The 20,272-nt window shown below is 39.4% G+C and carries 16 protein-coding genes; 8 read left to right on the top strand and 8 right to left on the bottom strand.

The window, feature by feature from the left end; translation table 11 throughout:
- From OCU56_RS04435 to OCU56_RS04415, 5 genes are all read right to left on the bottom strand, one after another.
- Positions 1-1,761 (bottom strand): restriction endonuclease subunit S, encoded by a 1,761-nt coding sequence (locus tag OCU56_RS04435; RefSeq protein ID WP_261874330.1) that lies wholly within the window; start codon positions 1,759-1,761, stop codon positions 1-3.
- Positions 1,761-3,248 carry a type I restriction-modification system subunit M gene (locus tag OCU56_RS04430; RefSeq protein WP_261874329.1) on the bottom strand — a complete coding sequence of 496 codons (1,488 nt, stop codon included), beginning with the start codon at positions 3,246-3,248 and terminating at the stop codon, positions 1,761-1,763. The genes OCU56_RS04435 and OCU56_RS04430 overlap by 1 nt, the downstream gene beginning before the upstream one ends.
- Before the next feature lie 88 nt (positions 3,249-3,336).
- Positions 3,337-4,326 carry an Abi family protein gene (locus tag OCU56_RS04425; RefSeq protein WP_261874328.1) on the bottom strand — a complete coding sequence of 330 codons (990 nt, stop codon included), beginning with the start codon at positions 4,324-4,326 and terminating at the stop codon, positions 3,337-3,339.
- Between the two features lie 279 nt (positions 4,327-4,605).
- The gene (hsdR, locus tag OCU56_RS04420) at positions 4,606-7,047 is read right to left on the bottom strand and encodes an EcoAI/FtnUII family type I restriction enzme subunit R (RefSeq protein WP_261874327.1); all 2,442 of its coding nucleotides are present in this window, start codon (positions 7,045-7,047) and stop codon (positions 4,606-4,608) included.
- 679 nt (positions 7,048-7,726) lie between these two features.
- Positions 7,727-8,821 carry a hypothetical protein gene (locus OCU56_RS04415; protein ID WP_261874326.1) on the bottom strand — a complete coding sequence of 365 codons (1,095 nt, stop codon included), beginning with the start codon at positions 8,819-8,821 and terminating at the stop codon, positions 7,727-7,729.
- A gap of 221 nt (positions 8,822-9,042) precedes the next feature.
- On the opposite strand from OCU56_RS04415, the gene OCU56_RS04410 reads away from it, so the two are divergent.
- Entirely contained in the window at positions 9,043-9,183 is a 141-nt protein-coding gene (locus OCU56_RS04410; RefSeq protein WP_017038671.1) for a hypothetical protein, read from the top strand.
- A 79-nt stretch (positions 9,184-9,262) separates the two neighbouring features.
- Here the strand turns inward: OCU56_RS04410 and OCU56_RS04405 are convergent, their stop codons facing one another.
- Together OCU56_RS04405 and OCU56_RS04400 are read right to left on the bottom strand one after the other, a co-directional pair.
- The gene (locus OCU56_RS04405; protein ID WP_261874325.1) at positions 9,263-9,970 is read right to left on the bottom strand and encodes a hypothetical protein; all 708 of its coding nucleotides are present in this window, start codon (positions 9,968-9,970) and stop codon (positions 9,263-9,265) included.
- 43 nt (positions 9,971-10,013) lie between these two features.
- A complete protein-coding gene (locus tag OCU56_RS04400) occupies positions 10,014-10,721 on the bottom strand; it encodes a hypothetical protein (protein WP_261874324.1) in 708 nt (235 codons plus the stop codon).
- Between the two features lie 174 nt (positions 10,722-10,895).
- Between OCU56_RS04400 and OCU56_RS04395 the strand changes: the two genes are divergently transcribed.
- Positions 10,896-11,456, top strand: a complete 561-nt coding sequence (locus OCU56_RS04395) for a recombinase family protein (protein WP_261874323.1) — start codon at positions 10,896-10,898, stop codon at positions 11,454-11,456.
- A gap of 22 nt (positions 11,457-11,478) precedes the next feature.
- Here the strand turns inward: OCU56_RS04395 and OCU56_RS04390 are convergent, their stop codons facing one another.
- Entirely contained in the window at positions 11,479-11,691 is a 213-nt protein-coding gene (locus OCU56_RS04390; protein ID WP_261874322.1) for a helix-turn-helix domain-containing protein, read from the bottom strand.
- A gap of 101 nt (positions 11,692-11,792) precedes the next feature.
- On the opposite strand from OCU56_RS04390, the gene OCU56_RS04385 reads away from it, so the two are divergent.
- The 6 genes from OCU56_RS04385 to OCU56_RS04360 all read left to right on the top strand — a co-directional run bounded on the left by OCU56_RS04385 (position 11,793) and on the right by OCU56_RS04360 (position 20,077).
- A complete protein-coding gene (locus tag OCU56_RS04385) occupies positions 11,793-12,335 on the top strand; it encodes a hypothetical protein (protein WP_261874321.1) in 543 nt (180 codons plus the stop codon).
- The gene (locus OCU56_RS04380) at positions 12,332-13,747 is read left to right on the top strand and encodes a DEAD/DEAH box helicase (protein ID WP_261874320.1); all 1,416 of its coding nucleotides are present in this window, start codon (positions 12,332-12,334) and stop codon (positions 13,745-13,747) included. Before OCU56_RS04385 ends, OCU56_RS04380 begins: the two co-directional genes overlap by 4 nt.
- Before the next feature lie 374 nt (positions 13,748-14,121).
- Entirely contained in the window at positions 14,122-15,180 is a 1,059-nt protein-coding gene (locus OCU56_RS04375; RefSeq protein ID WP_261874319.1) for a ComEC/Rec2 family competence protein, read from the top strand.
- A complete protein-coding gene (locus OCU56_RS04370) occupies positions 15,177-16,412 on the top strand; it encodes an ABC-three component system protein (RefSeq protein ID WP_261874318.1) in 1,236 nt (411 codons plus the stop codon). The genes OCU56_RS04375 and OCU56_RS04370 overlap by 4 nt, the downstream gene beginning before the upstream one ends.
- A complete protein-coding gene (locus OCU56_RS04365; RefSeq protein WP_261874317.1) occupies positions 16,399-16,941 on the top strand; it encodes an ABC-three component system middle component 1 in 543 nt (180 codons plus the stop codon). Before OCU56_RS04370 ends, OCU56_RS04365 begins: the two co-directional genes overlap by 14 nt.
- Positions 16,931-20,077 carry an AAA family ATPase gene (locus OCU56_RS04360; protein ID WP_261874316.1) on the top strand — a complete coding sequence of 1,049 codons (3,147 nt, stop codon included), beginning with the start codon at positions 16,931-16,933 and terminating at the stop codon, positions 20,075-20,077. Before OCU56_RS04365 ends, OCU56_RS04360 begins: the two co-directional genes overlap by 11 nt.
- The last annotated feature ends 195 nt before the right edge of the window (positions 20,078-20,272 follow it).

The raw sequence follows: 20,272 nt of genomic DNA, 5'->3' as shown, positions 1-20,272 counted from the left end.
TTACACCACCTGCTCAACAATAGCGTCCGTTAGGTATAATTGAGTGGTTTGAGACTCTTTTAAACTACCTTTAAGTTGTTCGCAAATTATCAGTAATTCTCTAACCTTAAAAACGACCCTGTTAAGCTCAAGAATAGGTGCTAGTGGAACTAATAGTTCATTAATATTTTGAAGGTTTAATCCTGGCTTTGCTCCATAACTACTTTGTAAAAGTAATCCTCTTCCGCCCATCGAGCCTGTAAGCCATACATGTAGATAATCAATTAACGCACTATCAATTAACTTAATCAAAGCAACATGTTGACTGACATAAGCCTCTTCCATTTGTTCTTCTACAACAGCAACTTTAGCTACATTTGCACCAGTAATCGTCATTAAAAGGTTTCCAACATCCACTCTTGTTCTTTTACCTTCTGTAGACTTAGGAAGCTGTACGTATGCTCGCTCATCAAACTCTACACGATCATACTTAATATCTTGAGAACGTATAAACGTAGCGCCAGTGTTAGCATAAAATGCTTTCCAACCTCTAGAGCCACTCGTTACTAACTTGCACAAATCTCCAAAACGACACCACTCCCACCCACTAGGTAACTCAAACGGCTTTTCATCATCAGAAATCGGCGGCAGTGCTTTTTGTTTTTTGATTTTCTTATCTTTGATTAACTGCGCTTTCTCGATTGCAACACGCTCAAGCAGCTTTGCGGCAGGTTCATCGGTTGGGTCTTGTGGGACAAGCTTTCCCATTACTGCCAATTGCAGGATGGTTTGTTTTAGCTGGTCGATGCTCGCTTCGGTGGTGAATAAGGTATCGAAGTGCTCGCTGATTCTTGCCCAATTTTGCATTAGTTCGTCGGTATCAGCAGAGTTGGTTAGCGTGTCTAATAATGTTGTCACTAACAGTTGATGCGCTTCAATACTGGCTTCGGTTTGCTGCTCTAGTTGGTCGCAAAGTGTCATAAGTTCATCGACTTTGGCGACGATGCGGTGTTGTTCGGAATAAGGGGGAACTGCACACAATGTCGCTCTTAAGTTTGATTGTGTTATTTGATTAATAGTAGTGGTAGAAACTCCGTCCAAATTCCTTCTGTAAACTGGAGAGTTTAAAAAAACTTCCACATAGCTATTAATTTGGCTTCGAAAAATCGCCATAAACGCACCAAAAGCCATAGGTTCATTTAGGTCACCAATTTTCGCTGTCTTACCAACAAGAGCTTTACTACCATTTCGAGCACAAATTAGTAGATCTCCTCGACTAACATATGCTGAGTTTTTGACTTCTGTGTTAACTCTAACAAGCTCTTTAAGATCAATACGATTCTTTTGTATATTTGCTGAACGAAGCACAGGAGTTCCAGTATCTCCCACATCTTTTGGTGAATAAGTTAAACCTATATTCGTATCACCGATATTGCCAAGCCTTTCCCATGACCACCCTTCAGGCAAATCAAATAACTTATCTTCAGGTGATATCTCAGATAGTTTCTTAGGCTTCTTAATTTTCTTATCTTTCACCAACTGCGCTTTTTCTTCTGCGATGCGTTCAAGCAAAACCGAAGCAGGTTCATCCGTCGGGTCTTGCGGCACTAACTTACCACGCACGGCTAATTCCAAAATAAGCTCACGCAGCTTCTTCACACCATAAAGCTCGCGCTTTTTGCTACTACCACGCCCAGAAGCGGATTTGGTTTTAACGGTTGAAGTCCAAATATCGATATTATCGGTGATCAACTGGTTCATAGGTGATTGGTCAACACTCATTATTTACTCTCACCAGACGTTGAATCTACCGATGATTTCAGCGCAGCGCCTAAAATATCTTTCAGCTGATCGCGAAGTTGTGAGATCTGTTGCTGTTGTTGCTGGTAACTATCAAGTAGTTCGTTTGGATCGTAACTGATCACTTCACCTTGATACGGGTTTTTAATATCTAGGTTAAAGTTGCGTTCGATAATATCGGCAATGGGCACTTTCCAAGCGTGATTATTTTCTACGCGGCTTGCAAAACCGTCTTCTTCATTGCCCCACCAATCGATCTCTTGCTGGAACTCTTCAAACTTCATTGGTTTGGTTTTGCTGTAGTTTTTCACGCCTTCTGGGTATGGGTGTTCGTAGAACCATACGTCTTTGGTTGGCTTGCCTTTGGTGAAAAACAGAATGTTGGTTTTGATGCCTGTGTATGGGTTAAATACCCCATTTGGTAAGCGTACTATGGTGTGCAGGTTACACTCTTCAGTCAGCATCTTTTTGATTTTGGTTTTCACACCTTCACCAAACAAAGTGCCGTCTGGCAATACCACACCTGCGCGCCCATCTTTATCTAGCACTTCTACAATCAGTTGTAAGAATAAGTCTGCGGTTTCTCGGGTTTGCATCTCTGCGGGGAAGTTCTTTTCAATACCGTCTTCTTCAGTACCACCAAATGGAGGGTTGGTGGCAATCACATTAATATTGCTGTCCCAGCTAGAAAGAGGCTTATTGAGGGTATTACCGTGTTTGATTTGTACTGGCACTTCAATGCCGTGCAGCATCATGTTGGTGATACACAATAGATGTGGCAGTTGTTTTTTCTCTACACCATGAATTTGCTGTTGCAGCGCTTGGTGATCGGCAGCGGTTTTCACATAGTGGTTCTTTACATGGTCAAACGAGCAAGCTAAAAAGCCCCCCGTGCCCGTTGCAGGGTCCATGATGGTTTCCCCTAGCTTAGGGTCTAGACGATCCACAATAAAGCGGGTCACGGCTCTTGGCGTATAAAATTCACCCGAGTTTCCTGCGCTTTGTAAATCTTTTAATATTTGTTCATAAATATCACCAAATAGATGACGATCTGAAGAGTCTGTAAAGTCAATTTCGTTTAACTTATTTATCACTTGGCGCAGTAAGGTGCCATTTTTCATGTAGTTAAAGGCATCACTAAATGCCCCTTTTACTACAAAGCCTCTAGGGTTGAGATCTATTGGTGCGGTTAAGTTTTTCAGTTTGTAGAAAAGATCATCATTAACAAATTCAAGCAGTTCATCCCCCGTCATACCTTCAGCATCTTGCGCCCAATTGCGCCATAAGTATTGCTCAGGAATGGGGAATTTATAGTTGTCCAGCTCTAGCTCTAACTCTTCTTCTTGAGCGTCAAATACTTTAAGAAAAAGTAACCAAGACATTTGACCAAGGCGCTGTGCATCGCCGTCAACACCGGCATCTTTACGCATGATGTCTTGAATGGATTTGATAACTGAACTGATAGACATGATTGTGTACTTTAAACAACTGAAATTTGGGGCGGATTATAGCGTAAATCCGCCCTGACTTTCAGGGTAATCATGGCAATATAATGAATTAAGAAGGGAGCCCGATGGAGGATTTATGGCAGCCAGGTACTGTAGGTAAGTCATTAATCAGAGATTCAACCTCTTTCATCCAGCATGAACTTGGGCCTATCTGCTCAATTAAAAACCACATGGCGCGAATAACACCATATAAGCGAGTCAGTGTGTTGTGATTATCTCGAATATCATCAAACTTTTCATGTGAAGGCAAAGAGAGTCGTTTTGACGATTGTTGATTCCAAATTCGAGCATGGTGGGCACATCTGTTTCTGAGGATGTTCATTTCCATCAACCATGCTTGTAATACATCTGTTTCTCTTTTATTGGAGATCCCTAAACGAGCGCAGATTCTTTGGCGATATTTATTATTCAACAAACCGTAGTACTTGGACATGGTTCCAAAATCCCATGCTTCAATCACCACCCAAAATGGCATTTCTTTATTATTGCGCTTATGCCACACAATACAATCTTCACGGCTTCGTTCGATTAATTTACTGTGTTTGTTTTGCCACTCATCCCACACACTTGGTTTATGAGCACGTTGTTTTAGAAACTTACCATTGATGTACTCAGAGTCTTTCCACGCTAATGGTTCAGGAATATCGAGCCCTGTTCCTGCCTCTTTACGTTTGCCGCGACCAAGCTCATGGGCAATAACACTGCGAACAAATACCTCTATACGTTCTAATCCATCAAGCATTGCTATGCGAAGTTTTTTATCCAGTAAATAAAGGTCAAACACCTCTTCAAACTTGGTGTTTGGTGCAAAATCATTATGTCGTTTAGGACGCTTTAAATGAGGGCACTCAACAACAGCCCCTTGTTCATCTCGTTCTATCACTCTTGCAGGATACCAGAATCCACTCAGTCGGTAATAACCGACTTGAGCCAGCTTACGTTTAGCTCGCTCACGGTCGCTGATAAGCATACCTCGCTGAGACAATATACTGACAAGCTCTTCGTAATGTTTAAATTCTTTTGGTGGGATAAGAGCCATTACAATACTGGGTTCCTTAGGCTTAAATTTCTTGGCATCCAAAAACGAGAACGCCCAGCCTTGATTCCAAAGATATCGATTAAGACAACTTCAAAAACAGGGGACTGGGCACTATTGCGATGAAGTATTATGGATAATCGATCCCTAGTCAACACTGAACATTTATAAAAGGTTCCCAAGAAAAGCCTTAATACATCTTTAACTACTACATGTAGTGATAAATAACCAACGTAATACCATATGGGGTCTTTTGGGGGATATTGAAGTTTGTAAGCTAAATTACGCAGATTGATAGATAGCTGCTTCTAGCTCATTCACCGCCTCTAAATATTGTGATTTACCACCAAAGCCTTTCTTAATGATTTCTAATGGTCTTCCCATTTCATCGAACGGTTTCACTTTAAGAACGTGAATGTTTTCGATCTCTTGAACACCTTCGTCAGCGTACTTATCAAGAAGGTTGTTCAACACATGTTGTGCTGTATCTCCGTATTTAGTGAAGTAGTTACGTTTCTTCACATTATCGGCGCGCTCTTTACGGGTTAAAGCCGGTTGGTCGTAAACGACATGACAAATCATATCAAATGGGTCCATCTCTTTACCCACTTCATCTTCCAGCGCTTCCCATAGAATACCGGATTCGGCTAGTTCATCAATAATGGCCTGCTTGCGGTCAGATTCATTCCAACGCTTGGTAAACTCATCAAGAGATGAAAACTGCTTCACCATTGTTTTACGGGTGTAGTCTTTGAATGACTCAGTTACAAGCTTGCCGTCTGAATCGTAATATTGCACACGCTCAGCAAGTGCTTTTACTTGAACTCCGTTTACATGAAATTTTCGAACTCTGTTCTCATCATCCCAATCATCTGCAGCGCCTGTACCTTCCGAGGTGTTTGCAACATCATCGCCATAAGTGACTTCTGGCTCTTGAATTGAATCAGGATCAATGTCTTCGTCACCGAACGGATTGTCAGCATCATCAACACCGTCGATGATGTCATCTAAACCTTCGTCATCTTCAAATTGTTCTGGCGTTGTGACTTTTACCCGCTCTGGTGTGCCATCAAAACGTTCATCAGCAAAAAGCTCTGTCGCTTTTTTGAAATCCAATATAGTGAACCAAAGTTTGCCGTAGCGATCATCAATACGAGTACCTCGACCAATAATTTGCTTAAACTTGGTCATCGATTGAATACCTTGATCAAGCACGACTAACTTGCAGGTTTTGGCATCAACCCCTGTTGTCATTAGCTCTGAAGTCGTTGCGATTACAGGATACGATTTCTTAGGGTTGATGAAATTATCTAGCTGATCTTTACCCGCTTCATCATCACCTGTTATCTTCATTACATATTTATCGTTCTTCCTAACCTGTTCTGGGTTTAGGTTGACTAGTGCACGGCGCATCCGGTCTGCATGATCAATATCATTACAAAACACGATGGTTTTGGCCATTGGGTCGGTACGTTTCAGATAATTGGTAATGGTTTGTGCGACAAGTTCTGTACGCTCATCAATAACGAGGGTGCGATCAAAATCTTTTTGGTTATAGATTCTGTCTTCAATCATTTCATTATTTTTGTCAGTTTGACCTTTCGTGGGTCGCCAACCTTGAACATCCACATCAATGTCGACACGTACGACCTTGTAGGGGGCTAAGAAGCCATCCTCAATACCTTCTTTAAGAGAGTAGGTATAGATTGGGTCACCAAAGTACTCGATATTGGAAACTTCATCCGTCTCTTTTGGTGTTGCGGTTAAACCGACTTGAGTTGCGCTACTAAAGTATTCGAGAATTTCACGCCAAGCGCTGTCTTCTGAAGCGCTGCCACGATGGCACTCATCAATGATGATTAAATCAAAAAAGTTAGGGTCAACTTGCTTGTAAGCCTTTTGCTGTTCTTCTGGCCCAGTAAGTGCTTGATAAAGGGCTAGATGAACTTCAAAGGCAGGGTCAACTTTGCGACCAGTGATCTTAGTCATCGCCGCGCCAAACGGCTGAAAATCATTGGTTTTAGTTTGGTCTACCAATATATTACGATCAGCAAGAAACAGAATACGCTTCTTAGCTTTGGCCTTCCAAAGTCGCCAGATAATTTGAAATGCAGTGTAGGTTTTACCTGTACCTGTAGCCATGACCAGTAAAGCTCTGTCTTGGCCTGCGGCAACGGCTTCTACCGTTTTGTTGATAGCTTGAAGTTGGTAGTAACGCGGTGATTTACCACTGCCATCATCATGATAATCTTGTGTGATAATTGGCAGGTGCTCTTCTTTAAAACCTTTCCAAGCACAATACTTTCCCCATAACTGCAAAGGTGTTGGAAAGTCCTCTAAACGAATTTCCGTTTCAAGCTGAGTCGGATTGGTTAGGTCACGGAAAATAAAACCGTCACCATTGGATGCAAAAACAAACGGGACCTCTAAAAGACTTGCATAGTCCATTCCCTGCTGCATCCCTTTGCCAACCTCATGCTTATTCGCTTTTGCTTCAATGACAGCAAGTGGCATGCTTGGTTTGTGATAGAGCACAATATCAGCTGATTTTACTTTTTTACGTGCAGCAGCTTGACCTCGAACGATCACTTTACCATCACGCAGTTTCACCTCTTGGCGAATCTGAGTCATATCATCCCAACCAGCATCTTTTATTGCGGGAAGTATGAATTTGGTAATAATGTCGGTTTCAGATAACTTCGCTTTATTAATGCTGCTGACCATTCAGGTTACTCGTAGAGAGACTCAATTTTTAATCAGTATATCGTAAAGCTAATATAAATCCGAGCGTGTAATATTGACTGTGTGATTAGGTGAATGTTGCGATAACTCTTTGTTTACAATCACCTAGACGTAGTAAGTTATAACTATCGAAGCATAAGATGTGCACACTTTGAGCTTCATTTATCAACTAATTTGATTACCAATAATTCTGATGCCTTAAGAAGAACACCATTATCTTTAAGGCGTTTATTTGCTCATTACCAGTAGATACTTGATTGATATAAACCTTGCTGAGGCACCTTTGTCCCGAACCAAACCAAAAAGCCTGGAATCGTTAACTTAGTGTTCAGTATTGATAGTGCAGATCGCATTGTTTAGTACCTATTTTCAGGCCAAAGCCTAAATTGGTCGAACAACGCAAGAATGACCGTATGTGGCTACACATAGGTTATTGATTTTAAAGGATATGATTTCTAATATGATTTGAATTTGATGTTTGCAAGGACTTATAAATTTATAGCACTCTATATACTGACACCTCCAAGCCATTGAAATTGTTAGAATTAAAATAGTTAATTTTCAGTAGCATCATTTCACTACATACTAATCCAACTCATTGTGTGCTCTTTGATCCGATATCACGCAGAAATCGGCCTTCCATCATCACACTCGTGCCTGATTAAGCTTCTAACTGCCCTGTTATGACGAACTGATCATAACGTTTTCTCGCTAACATCTTAAATGAAGGATATTGGTTAAACGCCTCAATGATCTTATTGGGAGCAATCTTCGCGTTCAACAATTCGACCTGAACATGCGTAAACAGATTCACAAAGAATATGCTGTTTAAAGTAAAAGCGTGTTCGGTTGTAGCATAAGGACAGCGTAGAATTGCGAGAAAACGTCGAGCCTCATCTAAAGAAATTAGACCGCCTTTTCTCCAACGATAAAAGCGTTGTTTTATAGTTTGTAATTCAGGATCTACAGCATCAATTTCGATGACTAAATCAGGATCATCACGCCGTGCTTTCAAGACATCACGGTAAAGTTCGCTCCATTTGATATCGCTTTTTTGATAACGATCTTTCGCCCAGCCTTGTTTAACATTTTGTAGTAATAGTTCCCCTGACGGGTAAAACATTATGCCTTTAGAATTAGGCATGCTGTTTGGTAAACATTTACTCAAAATAGAGTGTTCCTGTGACTCATTATCAAGCTCCAAGTAAAGCTCAAACAATGCACCCCAATACATAACCATATGAATAATATACTCATAAACGGACTGCGCTGTGGGGGATTTTGCCTCAAAATTATGGACTAGAAACCATTTCCTAAGATAAGGAACAAGATTCTCAACATTATTGGTTTGTGCATTTTGCTTTATAAATTGATATTCAAGGTCAAAGTGTGCATCAAGAAAAGACCAATATTTAGCTAACTCATGGCTCTCTTGCCATCCATTACGATAACCATCAATGGTTCCTTTCACACATACCCAAGCTCCCATATGTGCTGGTTCAATACCACTACACAATGATTGCGCCCTTTCTACAAAACTACTACCAAAATAGCTAACCACTGAATCCATATCCAGACCATTAGTTCGGAATTTTCGGAAAAACTGATGATCGTGAGTGATATTGGAATCATGTTTTATCGCTCTCGCCATTTTAACCAGCAAATCTGAGTCAGATTCAACAACCTTTGAGGCTATAAGCAGTAGTTTTGGTAAGTGATTAAACAATATTCCACGGTTGCACTCTGCATTAAACATATTTCAGCCAAATGTCCCTTTTTTCGACTCTGATTGATAAGAGAATACTATCGAACCTAAACAAAGGACAAAGTGATGGCACTAACAAAACCACAGGATAATTCCTCCAATATGCCTAATGCCAACAAAGGCACCAATGGTACGAACAAACAATACGACCAGGTGCATGGGAATCGCGGAAAACAAATTCAACACAACAAGCGAAACAAAGGAGAATAACCATGGGTAGAACATCCAACGACGATCGCAGCGACAGTATGAATCCGAACAATGACGCATATTGGGATAGCCTAGATAACCATTCCGATCAGTTAAACCCTAATAATGATGAATATGCTGGGGATTACGAAGACGAAGATTGATTAATACAACTAAAGCTCAACCTCAGTTGTATTATTTGCTGCTAGCGTTTTAGATTTACTGACTCTAAATCTGACTAGATTAACGCTGAAACCGGTTAACCGTCGTGCGATAGCTGCTCGCTTTAACTGGTTTCAATCCTTGTTTAACTCTTGATTGATTGAGCGTTTCTACAAGCTTCAAGAAATCATTATGTGCTTGCGTGTAATTCACTCTGATTTGCCTTAATGAATAACCCCTTACTACGCGTCGCAAGAGCCTTTCAACTTCGTCATCAATATAATGGCTCCGATTACCCTTGCGCCCATGAGCGGGTTTCAACGCTTTCTTTTGCCAACCCGATTTCACGTATACACTGACCCACTCTGCTAACGTTCGCCAGCTTGGTGGATTAGAATCCTCAATAGTTTCAGAAAATGTAGCCAGCCACGGAACCAGTCGCTTTTGGGTATACGCGGGAACATCAGAGTCCAATACTCCCCTTACATACGCGTAGCGCCTTTCCATTACTTTCGCGTATTCCAATTCTCGATTCGTTTTCTGGGACTTAGCCTTTTTGCCTACAGGGGTAATAAATACAGTTTCGGGGAGAGTCTCTTTAGTAACAGCAACCAACAGCCCTTTTTGTATATGGGATTCTAATTGGTCTGTTGCAAAGGAAAAGTGCCCACCATGCTCGATGTCTTTGATGGTAATTTCACTTCGAGTCACAGCACTCACTTGATAGTGGGAACACTTACCGCCTCGGTAGCGTTTCACAAGAATAAGATTCGGGTCTCTAAAGTTCATTATTCATCTCGTTCTAGGGCAATAAAAACTAAATTTCAGGCGGTCACTTTCTGAAACGCTGTAATGTCGTTTCATAGCTACTTGGAGTAAGTGCCGGTAGTCCTTCGTCACGTCGGTGATCATTCAACAGCTGCATTCGCTCAATAAAATCTCGATGTGCTTTTCCAATGTTCACTCTAGCTGAAAATCTAGCATGCTTAGTGACGACCTCAGTTAATAACCGATCCACTTCAGGAGCTAATCGATTGGAGTGATTACCTTTACTATGATGACGCGGCAGCAGCGACGCCTTTTTCCATCCTGATTCATTAAACGCTTTGAGCCATCTGAGGAGTGTTTTATAGGATGGAGGGGACATATCTTTGATTTCTTCAGCCACCTCGCTTATCCACGGGGTTAATCGAGTTGCTGATAATACGGGGAGATCAGAATCAAGTACCTTTCGAACATAGAAATACCTACGGTCGACTTCAGCTTCAATTTCCGCTTTCTTGCCAACGGCTGCAGGTTTTGTTTTCTTTTTGACGGCATTGATAAATAAAGCGTCAGGAACATTATTTTTGACCGTTGCGATAAGAAGGCCGCTGTTAATGTGGCTTTCTAACTGTGCTCGTTTAAAGGAAAAGCATTCACCATGCTCTATATCTTGTAGAGACACCCAATCGGTATCAAATGAATTCACCTGAAAATAGGACTTCTTCCCGCCACGAAAACGCTTAGTCAGCACTAAGTCGGGATCTCGAAAGTTCATGGCGTTTCCTCTTTTCTAAACGAACGGCTCCTCCAACATACTGCTATGAGCTTTCATTTAAGGTATACCCTAATTCAACAAACTCATCGCAGCTCAATAATGTTCATTTAGAGTGGATAAACACTTTAAATGACACTATGTTCAATAAGTCTAGATGCTAAATGAGCAAATTCAATGAGCAAGGTCGGCTACGCACGAGTTTCCACTACAGAGCAATCATTAGATCTTCAGATTCAGAAACTCACGGAAGCAGGTTGTATAAAAATCTTCTCTGATACTTCCACAGGGTCAGACATCAAACGTCAAGGTTTGGTAGACCTAATGGGATACCTAAGGGCCGGTGACACCCTCGTTATTACACGAATCGACCGTATCGCTAGGTCTGTGCTAGATTTGCAACAGATGGTCAAAACCTTTAACGAGCAGCAAATTCTACTGAGCGCTCTAGAACAACCTATCTCAACAGATTCAGCATCTGGAAAAGCATTTCTCGATATGTTGGCCGTCTTTGCCGAGTTTGAATTAAACATTCGCAGAGAACGTCAACTTGAAGGGATCGCGGCAGCAAAAGCCGCAGGAAAATACAAAGGTAGGAAACCGCTCTCGAACGCAATAAAGCAACAAGTCATCAGTATGCATTCTGAGCATCAAAAAATTACACAGATCTCTAGTGTGCTAGGCATTTCAAGAAACAGCGTATACAAGATACTTAACGACAACCGCAATGGTTCTTGAATAGTATGAATACACTTTTACTCTAAGGCGCTGGCAGCAAATCAACAACATTGCATTCTAAGGCTTGTGCCAAACCATACACTTTTTCGAGCGTAATATTCACTTCACCACGTTCAATGCGGCCAACGTAACTTCTGTCTATGTCAGCAATCAACGCGAGTTTATCTTGAGATATGCCTTTTTCTTTGCGTACCTCACGTAATTTCGAGCCAAATTTAACCGCTAAGTCTTTCATTTTTAATCCAAGTTAAAATGAAAACTATCCTTACTTGCGGCATATAAAGCCACGGACTATAATCCGCATTTAAAATCCCACTCGAAATTTCGGTAAACAAAATGTCCAGTAAGCCAATTCATCTAATTCCGTTTCTCCATCAAATTCTCATTGAGGATCAACTTGATGATTTTTCTGTATTAGAACTTAGGGATCGGTACCTGGCTCTCGATGGTTCCACGTTAGATAAAGCAGCAGCGAGACGATTGGTATACCGACATATCCTACGCCTAGTAAATAAACAGCTACTGTGCAAAGTAAGCGTTAAAGGCACCAAAAAAGCGACGTATCAAAAGACTGAGCTGTTTTCAAAAGCAACCTGGGAACTAACGAAACACAACAGCACTACCAAAGTCAGCGAAAACCATGGTAGATCTCATGGATGCAAATCAAATTCGGCCAAAACGGTACTTCAAGAAAGACTAGAACAATGTGAAAGTGACTTTTTAGCCTGCTTACAAGAGTTTCAAACGTATCAAGGCCTTAGCTCTGAATTCCCTCATTTAAAAGAAGGTTTGCATGATGTAAGGAGCAAAACCAAAATTCAAAGCTCGAAATTGGTTGGTCAGATAAGAGCCATTAAAATGGCATTAGCACTATCATGATAGCTTTGCGCCAATGGCAAGCAGAATGCGTTGAATTAGCCCTACATCACTACCAGCAAGGTCAATCTCACTTCCTCTGCCTTGCAACGCCTGGGGCTGGAAAGTCTGTCATGGCAGCAGAGGTTGCCTCTCAGCTATTTAAACAAAAAGCTATCGACTTTGTCCTTTGCTTTTCACCATCAACCGCCATATCGCTGGGGTTAGCTTACACCTTTAAGAATCACCTAAACTGCCGTTTTGATGGCGCGATTGGAGCGTTAGGTGCCTCGTATACCTATCAAGGTTTGCAGTACTTTGATGACTACTTTTGGTCTTTGCTACAAACTCACCGAGTCCTGGTTGTCGTTGATGAAATTCATCATTGCGCGGGGCTCAACATGACAGAAGCGAACGCATGGGGTGAGAAAATCATTCAACACATACAATCCCATGCTCGATACACGCTTTCATTAACCGGCACACCATGGCGTTCTGATAAAGCACCGGTAAGCCTATCAAGCTACAACATCGATACAACTGAAATCGAATGCAACTACGTTTATGGGTTAAGCCAAGCGGTTAAAGATAAAGTATGTCGCTTACCCAGTATTGTCTTAGTCGACAACGAAATGATCACTGCAAAATCTAACGACTCAGAAACTCGCCACTTCTCATCCATACGTGAATATCTGGATGAACCTTTTGGCTATTATCAAAGCATCATTACCGACGATACCTGCATAAGATACCTGATAAAATTAGGTTTAAAAAAGCTAGATGCTATTCAGGAAAAGAAACCAAACGCCGCAGGATTAGTTGTGGCGGCATCCGTTGAACACGCGATAAGAATACATACTATGCTTTCCGAAGAGTTTAATAAAAAGGCGGTTCTTGTCACTTACAAGCATGACGACCCGTCAGGGATCATCGATGATTTCAGAAGCAGCGATTCCGATTGGGTAGTGAGTGTTGGAATGATTAGCGAAGGAACAGATATCCCTAGGCTTCAAGTGTGTTGCCACCTTAGTAAAGTTAAGACTGAGCTATACTTCAGGCAAGTCTTAGGGCGTATTCTAAGGATGAACAAAGGGATAAACCAAGAAGCGTGGTTATATACTTTTGCCGAGCCCAGTTTAGTGACTTATGCAAGCCGAGTCGCAGAGGAGATCCCTTTGAACGATGTCGTCTTTCGAGAGCTCATGCCTAATAACAGCCCTGAATTTCCAGAAACTCACAACACGCGGACACCAAACTACTCAAGCATAAAAGGTTCAAGCACTCAGATTTCATGGGGCCAAACACAATCAACTAAATCTGAACGAAAAGTAGAGACCTTGTCTAAGCACAGCTTTGAAGAACATTGCCACTACTTCGACGTAGTGGGTGATTTTAGACAGCAAATTGTTGATGTGTTCCGCTTTCAAAATCCATGAATCGAAAATTCATAGAAATTGCGCAGACCCTTCAACTCATTTTTGGACAATTATTTCTCAGTACCTTTGCTAAATTAGTAAAATATGAATAACTATAGATGACAAAGCTAGCTATAAGATTAGGTTAGGTGCTGATTAAATGCCGTTGTGTAACCATCCACAAAAATTCCCTTCGCTCTTTGTGGTAAGAAACGACTTGGGGCGGTTCTTGTGTCTGAATCAAAGGTATTTAAAAGAGAAAAAAGCCCACTCTCAGGTTCGATGAAAGCGAGCTAATAAGACACTAATAGACTATAAGTGTTTGAGAACTACAAGTAGATATCACATAATGTAACGCATTGTACTTTAAGTGGTTTGTATTTCGGAGTTCGTAGATGCTTAATGTTGATTTTTTGAAAGCTGAACATGGCGATTGTATACATATCTCCTTTTGGGACGAAGCTGGTGTCCATAGAAACATACTGATAGACGGTGGTCCCAGTTCGACTTACTTGCAACGATCTGACAAAAAAAAGAAGAAAAAGACAGAAGATGGTCCACTTAAAGTTCTCACTGACGCAGTAGATCAGATTGACTTGTTGGTTGTAACCCACATAGACGATGATCACATAGGTGGAATTCTCAAGTGGTTTTCGAAGGACCAACAGGTTGCTAGTAAAGTTAAGAAAGTTTGGTTTAACTCACCAAAGCAGATAATAAAACATGTAGAAAACAACACTGTAGTTAATGACGATACGTTCGTTTGTCAATCCGAAGGAACTAAAACCAGTAGCGGGCAAGGCAAAACTCTTGAGGAGTTACTGTCTGATTTAGACATAACCCACAATGGTTATGTTACAAATGGTTATAAAGAGGATTTTCATGGCTTAGAGATTCATGTTCTCACTCCATTCTCCAACACTCTAAGTGCCCTCCTTGATCTGTGGGTTACAGAACAACCAGACCTATGTACCGCGACGAACATAGATCACAAATCATCCATCAAGCAACTCTTGAATAAAGATCATTTTGTGGAAGATAAGAAAGTTCAGAACCTTAGTTCGATTTCTTTTGTTGTTACTTTTGAAGATAGAAAATTCCTGTTTCTGGCTGACGCAGGCCCTACAGATGTAACCAAGGCGCTAAGCTTACTTGGTTACGATAAAGATAATAAAATCAATGTCGAATTCATTAAAATATCACACCATGGGAGTAAGAAAAGTACATCTAGAACCCTACTAGAATCAGTAGAAACGTCTAAATATATCATAAGTACTAATGGTAAGTACCACGGCCACCCTGATAAGACGTGTTTAGCTCGTATAATTGATTGTAATAATGCGGCTCAGATCTATTTTAATTATCCGGAATTTGTTAACACAATTTTTAGTGAGGTCGATTGTGTTGGTTATCCTCAGTTTTCTACCCACCCAACAACGGAAATAGAACTATGAGGAGAAAAGGTTGCGTTCAAGTAAATGAAGGTTCTGGATGCTTGTTTAAACTGTATAATAGTACATATGACTATGTATTGACTGCAAAGCACCTCTTGAACGACTGCAACAATATCGAATGGAAAAACCCAGTCTCAAATACAAATGAAACGATCGAAGTCATAGGTAAACCTTTAGTTCACGAAGGAGTAGATGCGGCAATACTCCAAGTGCAAAAAGTAACTGACCTTCAAGATTACATCATTACAACTTCTGAATGTAATGAACAACGCATTGTTTTAGCAGGCTTTCCAAAATGCAGGACCGCACCTAATAAGTTTAGATTTGATTATGGTGTCACTCATGAAACCAATGATGATGGGGTTTTGGAGTTGGAGATTGCCGGTATACCTGAGTTTGATGAAATCGATGGTATGTCGGGCGGTCCCGTTACAAAAAGAGACTCTAGCAATGAGTTAATCGCTATACAATGCGAAATGACAAACAGAGATGATAAAGAAAATCTAGGTCGTACGTCGGCAGTACCAACTAAGTTTTTTGAAGAAATAATTACAAACGCAAACAATAATGACAGTAATTTAGAAAGCCTGACTACAGTTACATTAGAGCTGTTAACTGATCATACTTTCAAGTTGAAAGACATGACATTGAACAAAGAGCTTGTCAGTCGCTGCTTGAAACGTAAGGCGGAAATTGTTGCTGATACATTGAGCATCGAAGATATTATCAATGTATACGGAAACTGTTTATCGGTAAATAGCAATAATATTTTTGATAAAGATTATTGGATAGGTTTTCTTGAAGTATTATCGGTAGTTTCTTTTAAAAATGATGGCAACATTGACTCTTCTAAACTTGAGCAATTAAAAGAGACTCTGAGGGTTGTATATTGTGAAGTCGATGGACTTTGGCTAGAATCTATCCCTGTTCTATACAATACAGATTTAAAAGATCTAAAGAAAGATTCTACGGTATTTATTGTTACAAATAAAAACAGAAAGCCGACAAGAACAGAATATCCACCTAATGTGCTCATGGAAATAGATAAAGTACCAATGCCCGACGAAATGCAAATTGATAACGCGAGTATTACAGATCCGTTCAGCGAAATAAAAATTAAGCATATATACAGTGTTCAAGAAGTCATGATTTACAAAGAGGACATTCTAATGAACTGTAGCGCTGGAACTGTTGTACATAAAATCAAGGAAATAGCCAATGACTTCATTTAAGGCAAAATTTGCTGATATTGCACAAGAAATATCAGAAAGTTATGGTATTGAATGTGAAATTTACGACATCCCATTTCCTCATTCTATTTATTGTGGCGTAGTGAAATTTAATGACCCAGATAAACTAGGTAAATTGTGGGAGAAGGTTAATACTTCTTTATCTATTTCTATAAGTGATAATTTTGAGAATGACTTCCAAAAGTGGAATTTTTACATTATCTATTTGTGTAATTTTGATATACCAAAGAAAGTAAAGTATCAAATAGAAAACAACAAATTCTATAGTAGAAAAATTACACTGTCGAAAAAACAAATCGGTTCAAGAACAATTAGTGAGATATTTAGTGAGGATGTCATTTTTACTGATATTGGTTTAAAAGTTGGTTCAATAAATAAAAGTATGAAACATACAGCCAAATACAATAGTGATTTACTAGATATGGTTCCACAAACAAGCTTGAGTAAAGATGGGTTAATGGACTTATACGAAGCTATTGGTAGTAAAATGGAGAAGTCAAATGAAGCTTAGGAAGATTGATATTCAGGCATTTAGAGCTTACTGTTGCCCAGGAGATGGCCTTTTTGACTTTACAAACGAGGATGATAGTACATCTAACTTTATAGCATTATATGCTCCTAACGGGTTCGGTAAAACATCATTCTACGACGCTATTGAGTGGGGCTTTACGAATAGTGTTTCTAGGTTAAAAAAAGATGGTAAGAAACTATTACCGTTTGCAAAATCAATCGAGGATGACAAGTTCATTATCCGTAACAAGCATGCTAACGAAAATGTATACAGCAAGGTTGATATATATCTTGAAGGACAAGTGCCACCCATTTCAAACACATTAGACCATAATAAAATAAGGAAAGGTCAAAAAGACACTAAGTTTGCAGACAGCGAAGTAAGAGACAACCAAGAGTTTATAACAGATGTAATACTATCTCAAGACGGAATAAATTCATTTTTGAGAGAAGATGATGCAAAGATTAGATACGAAAAATTCATCAAAAAATTTGGTGACATTGAGCTTAGTGAACAATATAAAAACTTACAAAAGCTATTTGAAATAAGCAAAAACGAAGAAAAAGACCTTTGCAATAACATAAAAAACCTAGAGTCAAAGGTTGACAAAAATATTGACTTAAACTTTATTGACAAGATCAATGAGCAATTAGGAACACTTGATAAAGAATACAACTCCTTAGATGCAATACCTTATACGTATACTGAGGAGGATTTATTCAACTATGATAGTTCGCTTTTGAATGGCGAAGGTAAAATAGATTCAGATATAACAGCTTTGAACAACATTGTATCTAATCTTGAGTCAATGTTTTCTGAAGACAATCACTTCACTGTCTCAGAGTACATCAGCAATAAGAACGAAATAGCTAGACAGCATCTGTCAATCAAGAATATTGAGTCTGAAATTAGTACAATGAACAAACTAATCACCCTTGAAGAATCAAGGGATATAGTTCATAAACATCTTGCACAAGACAAACACAAACTTTCTATCTTGAATAGCATACTATCAAGGTATGATGACTACATTGGCAGCAAGGAAAGAATTTCTATATTAGATGATAAGAAAAATAGTATTCAATCAAAAAAGGAAAGAATTAAAATAAGTCTCAATTCTCAAAAGTCAAATGTAATCCAATTTGATAAGAGAATCAAAGAAATCTTTAAAGACTTAGACACATCTAGCAGAGCACTGGAAGAATCTCAACATATGTATGCTCAGCTCTCTGAATTTAATAAGGAGTTGAAATACCATAAGTCCAACTTGAGAGCTCTCAATTCTTCTGCCAAAGATAATATACCAAAAGAACAGAGCTTACTTAAAAAAAAGAACTCATTAACAAGCTCTTTATACTTCTTAGATAGCGAATATTACGAACAAATTCAAAGTTTCATTTTAACTGAGGAACAATCGAAAATTCTTGAAACAGTCCTCTCTCTTTCAAAAAAGATCACGAAAATTGGTCAAAGCATTGACAACTTCCAAGAAAAGTTAGTATTTGACACTAGACTAGAGGAAAGAGTACAGGAAGTAAAAACTGAAGCGATAAAAATACTGAAGGAGTCTAATAGCTGTAGCTGTCCTGTTTGCTCCACAAACTTTGATTCCCCAGATTCTATTATAGACTCTATAATTAGTATTAAAGACTCAAACGTTCGAAACTATGAGTTGAGCAAGAAACTTAGTATACTCAGTAGTGACCAAGCTGAGCTCAAAAATCAGTTGCAAGACCAAATAAAAACATTAAAGCAATCGATTAATAAAGAGCTTATTAAGTTGGAAGAGAATATATTTGAAATTCATCAGTCAAATATAAAGCTCTCTTTCGATGTAGACCAAGAAACAAGTAGAATCAATGAAATTAACGCTGAAATCGAAAAAATACGTGAATGTAATGGTCAACTTAGTCGTGATGATTATGAGCGGAAGTTAAACGCTCGCCTCGATAATCTTAGTGACGAGCTCAATCAGTTACGTAGGTCTGATGATAATGCTAGGATTAAAATTGAGTCTTATGAAGAAGAAATCACACAGGCTGAAGTTGCTTTGGGTAAAATAGCCTATGAGTTGGAATCGTTATCACGTAGCGATATCGTTTCAGTTCAGGAGAGTGATTATAACAAGCTTTCCCTAAATCATAGTATTAGAAAGAACGAGCTCAACAGATTGATAAGAGTTTCAAATGAAAGTATACACTGCTCCAATGATGACGTTTATTCATATAATCAAGAAATCAGTGTTTTAGATGTAGAAGGCAGTCAAGAGAAATTAGAATCACTAATAAAGAAGATGCAATTATACACTTCCAAGGTTACTAAGTTGACTTCTATCAACTATCACATTGAAAGCGTCATCTCTAGCGAGCTAGGAATTGAAGTCCTACCCGGCACACAAAATCTAATCGAGTCTTTGTTATCAAAAGCCCTGCAAGATAGAAAACATCAAATATCCCGATTGACGCAAACAAAGCATGAGTTCTCTACAGTAAGACACTATCTGAAAAATGCTCAACAATATCTAGAACTAGTTCAGGTTAACAAAGACATTGATTCCCTCAAAGTAAGATTATATTTCGTTACGACGGTCATTCAGGCAAACATTGAGAAAGAGATAAACGCCGTTTCGAGTTACATAGATAAGTCTATCGGCTCTTTCTTCTATGAGGACTTAATCAACGAGCTTTATCGTAGGGTCGATCCACATCCTGAGTATGTAAAAATAAGGTTCGTTTGTAATTTCAGCCCAAGAGAGAAACCTGAGCTACACTTAGTATGTACTAAGGAAAATGAAGAGAGTGTTATAGTTCCATCACTATACTTTAGTTCAGGGCAACTCAATGCTTTAAGTCTCTGTATTTTTCTAGCCAAAGCACTAAATGTAGCTGATGGCGAAGGTGAAAATGTTGATTTTATTTTAATTGATGATCCTGTCCAAGCTATGGATGGGTTAAACATACTTTCTACAATAGACCTACTTCGTGGTATTTCTTTGTCACATAACAAGCAAGTTATTCTTTCCACTCATGATGAAAGCCTCTTCAACTTATTGAAAAAGAAAGTTCCTCAAAGCGTATTTGGTTCTAAGTTCTTTAGTCTTGAGTCACATGGTAAGGTTGCACAACTAGCTTCATAAACGGTTCATCGCGGATTAGCGTGAGACGATAAAAAACGGCAGTGGTAGTATGTTTTAGTTTCCAGAAAAATACACACACAACTGCCGCTTTCATGTCGAATAATACTTTTCTACCCTTTTAGGGAGGGTTTTCAATTCAATATAGTCACACAAAACTCACAATAGCCTTAAAGCCTGATTCCATCCGGCGGATGC

The sequence above is a fragment of the Vibrio rarus genome, from assembly GCF_024347075.1.
GTDB lineage: Bacteria > Pseudomonadota > Gammaproteobacteria > Enterobacterales > Vibrionaceae > Vibrio > Vibrio rarus.
This window is presented reverse-complemented; position numbering and strand designations above follow the sequence as displayed.

Excerpts from the sequence above, each read along its gene's own strand:
- OCU56_RS04415 (WP_261874326.1), bottom strand. The coding sequence starts at position 8,821 with ATGTTTAATGCAGAGTGCAACCGTGGAATATTGTTTAATCACTTACCA.
- OCU56_RS04410 (WP_017038671.1), top strand. The coding sequence starts at position 9,043 with ATGGGTAGAACATCCAACGACGATCGCAGCGACAGTATGAATCCGAAC.
- OCU56_RS04430 (WP_261874329.1), bottom strand. The coding sequence starts at position 3,248 with ATGTCTATCAGTTCAGTTATCAAATCCATTCAAGACATCATGCGTAAA.
- OCU56_RS04395 (WP_261874323.1), top strand. The coding sequence starts at position 10,896 with ATGAGCAAGGTCGGCTACGCACGAGTTTCCACTACAGAGCAATCATTA.
- OCU56_RS04375 (WP_261874319.1), top strand. The coding sequence starts at position 14,122 with ATGCTTAATGTTGATTTTTTGAAAGCTGAACATGGCGATTGTATACAT.
- OCU56_RS04390 (WP_261874322.1), bottom strand. The coding sequence starts at position 11,691 with ATGAAAGACTTAGCGGTTAAATTTGGCTCGAAATTACGTGAGGTACGC.
- OCU56_RS04400 (WP_261874324.1), bottom strand. The coding sequence starts at position 10,721 with ATGAACTTTCGAGATCCCGACTTAGTGCTGACTAAGCGTTTTCGTGGC.
- OCU56_RS04360 (WP_261874316.1), top strand. The coding sequence starts at position 16,931 with ATGAAGCTTAGGAAGATTGATATTCAGGCATTTAGAGCTTACTGTTGC.
- OCU56_RS04385 (WP_261874321.1), top strand. The coding sequence starts at position 11,793 with ATGTCCAGTAAGCCAATTCATCTAATTCCGTTTCTCCATCAAATTCTC.
- OCU56_RS04380 (WP_261874320.1), top strand. The coding sequence starts at position 12,332 with ATGATAGCTTTGCGCCAATGGCAAGCAGAATGCGTTGAATTAGCCCTA.
- OCU56_RS04365 (WP_261874317.1), top strand. The coding sequence starts at position 16,399 with ATGACTTCATTTAAGGCAAAATTTGCTGATATTGCACAAGAAATATCA.
- OCU56_RS04425 (WP_261874328.1), bottom strand. The coding sequence starts at position 4,326 with ATGGCTCTTATCCCACCAAAAGAATTTAAACATTACGAAGAGCTTGTC.
- OCU56_RS04435 (WP_261874330.1), bottom strand. The coding sequence starts at position 1,761 with ATGAGTGTTGACCAATCACCTATGAACCAGTTGATCACCGATAATATC.
- hsdR (WP_261874327.1), bottom strand. The coding sequence starts at position 7,047 with ATGGTCAGCAGCATTAATAAAGCGAAGTTATCTGAAACCGACATTATT.
- OCU56_RS04370 (WP_261874318.1), top strand. The coding sequence starts at position 15,177 with ATGAGGAGAAAAGGTTGCGTTCAAGTAAATGAAGGTTCTGGATGCTTG.
- OCU56_RS04405 (WP_261874325.1), bottom strand. The coding sequence starts at position 9,970 with ATGAACTTTAGAGACCCGAATCTTATTCTTGTGAAACGCTACCGAGGC.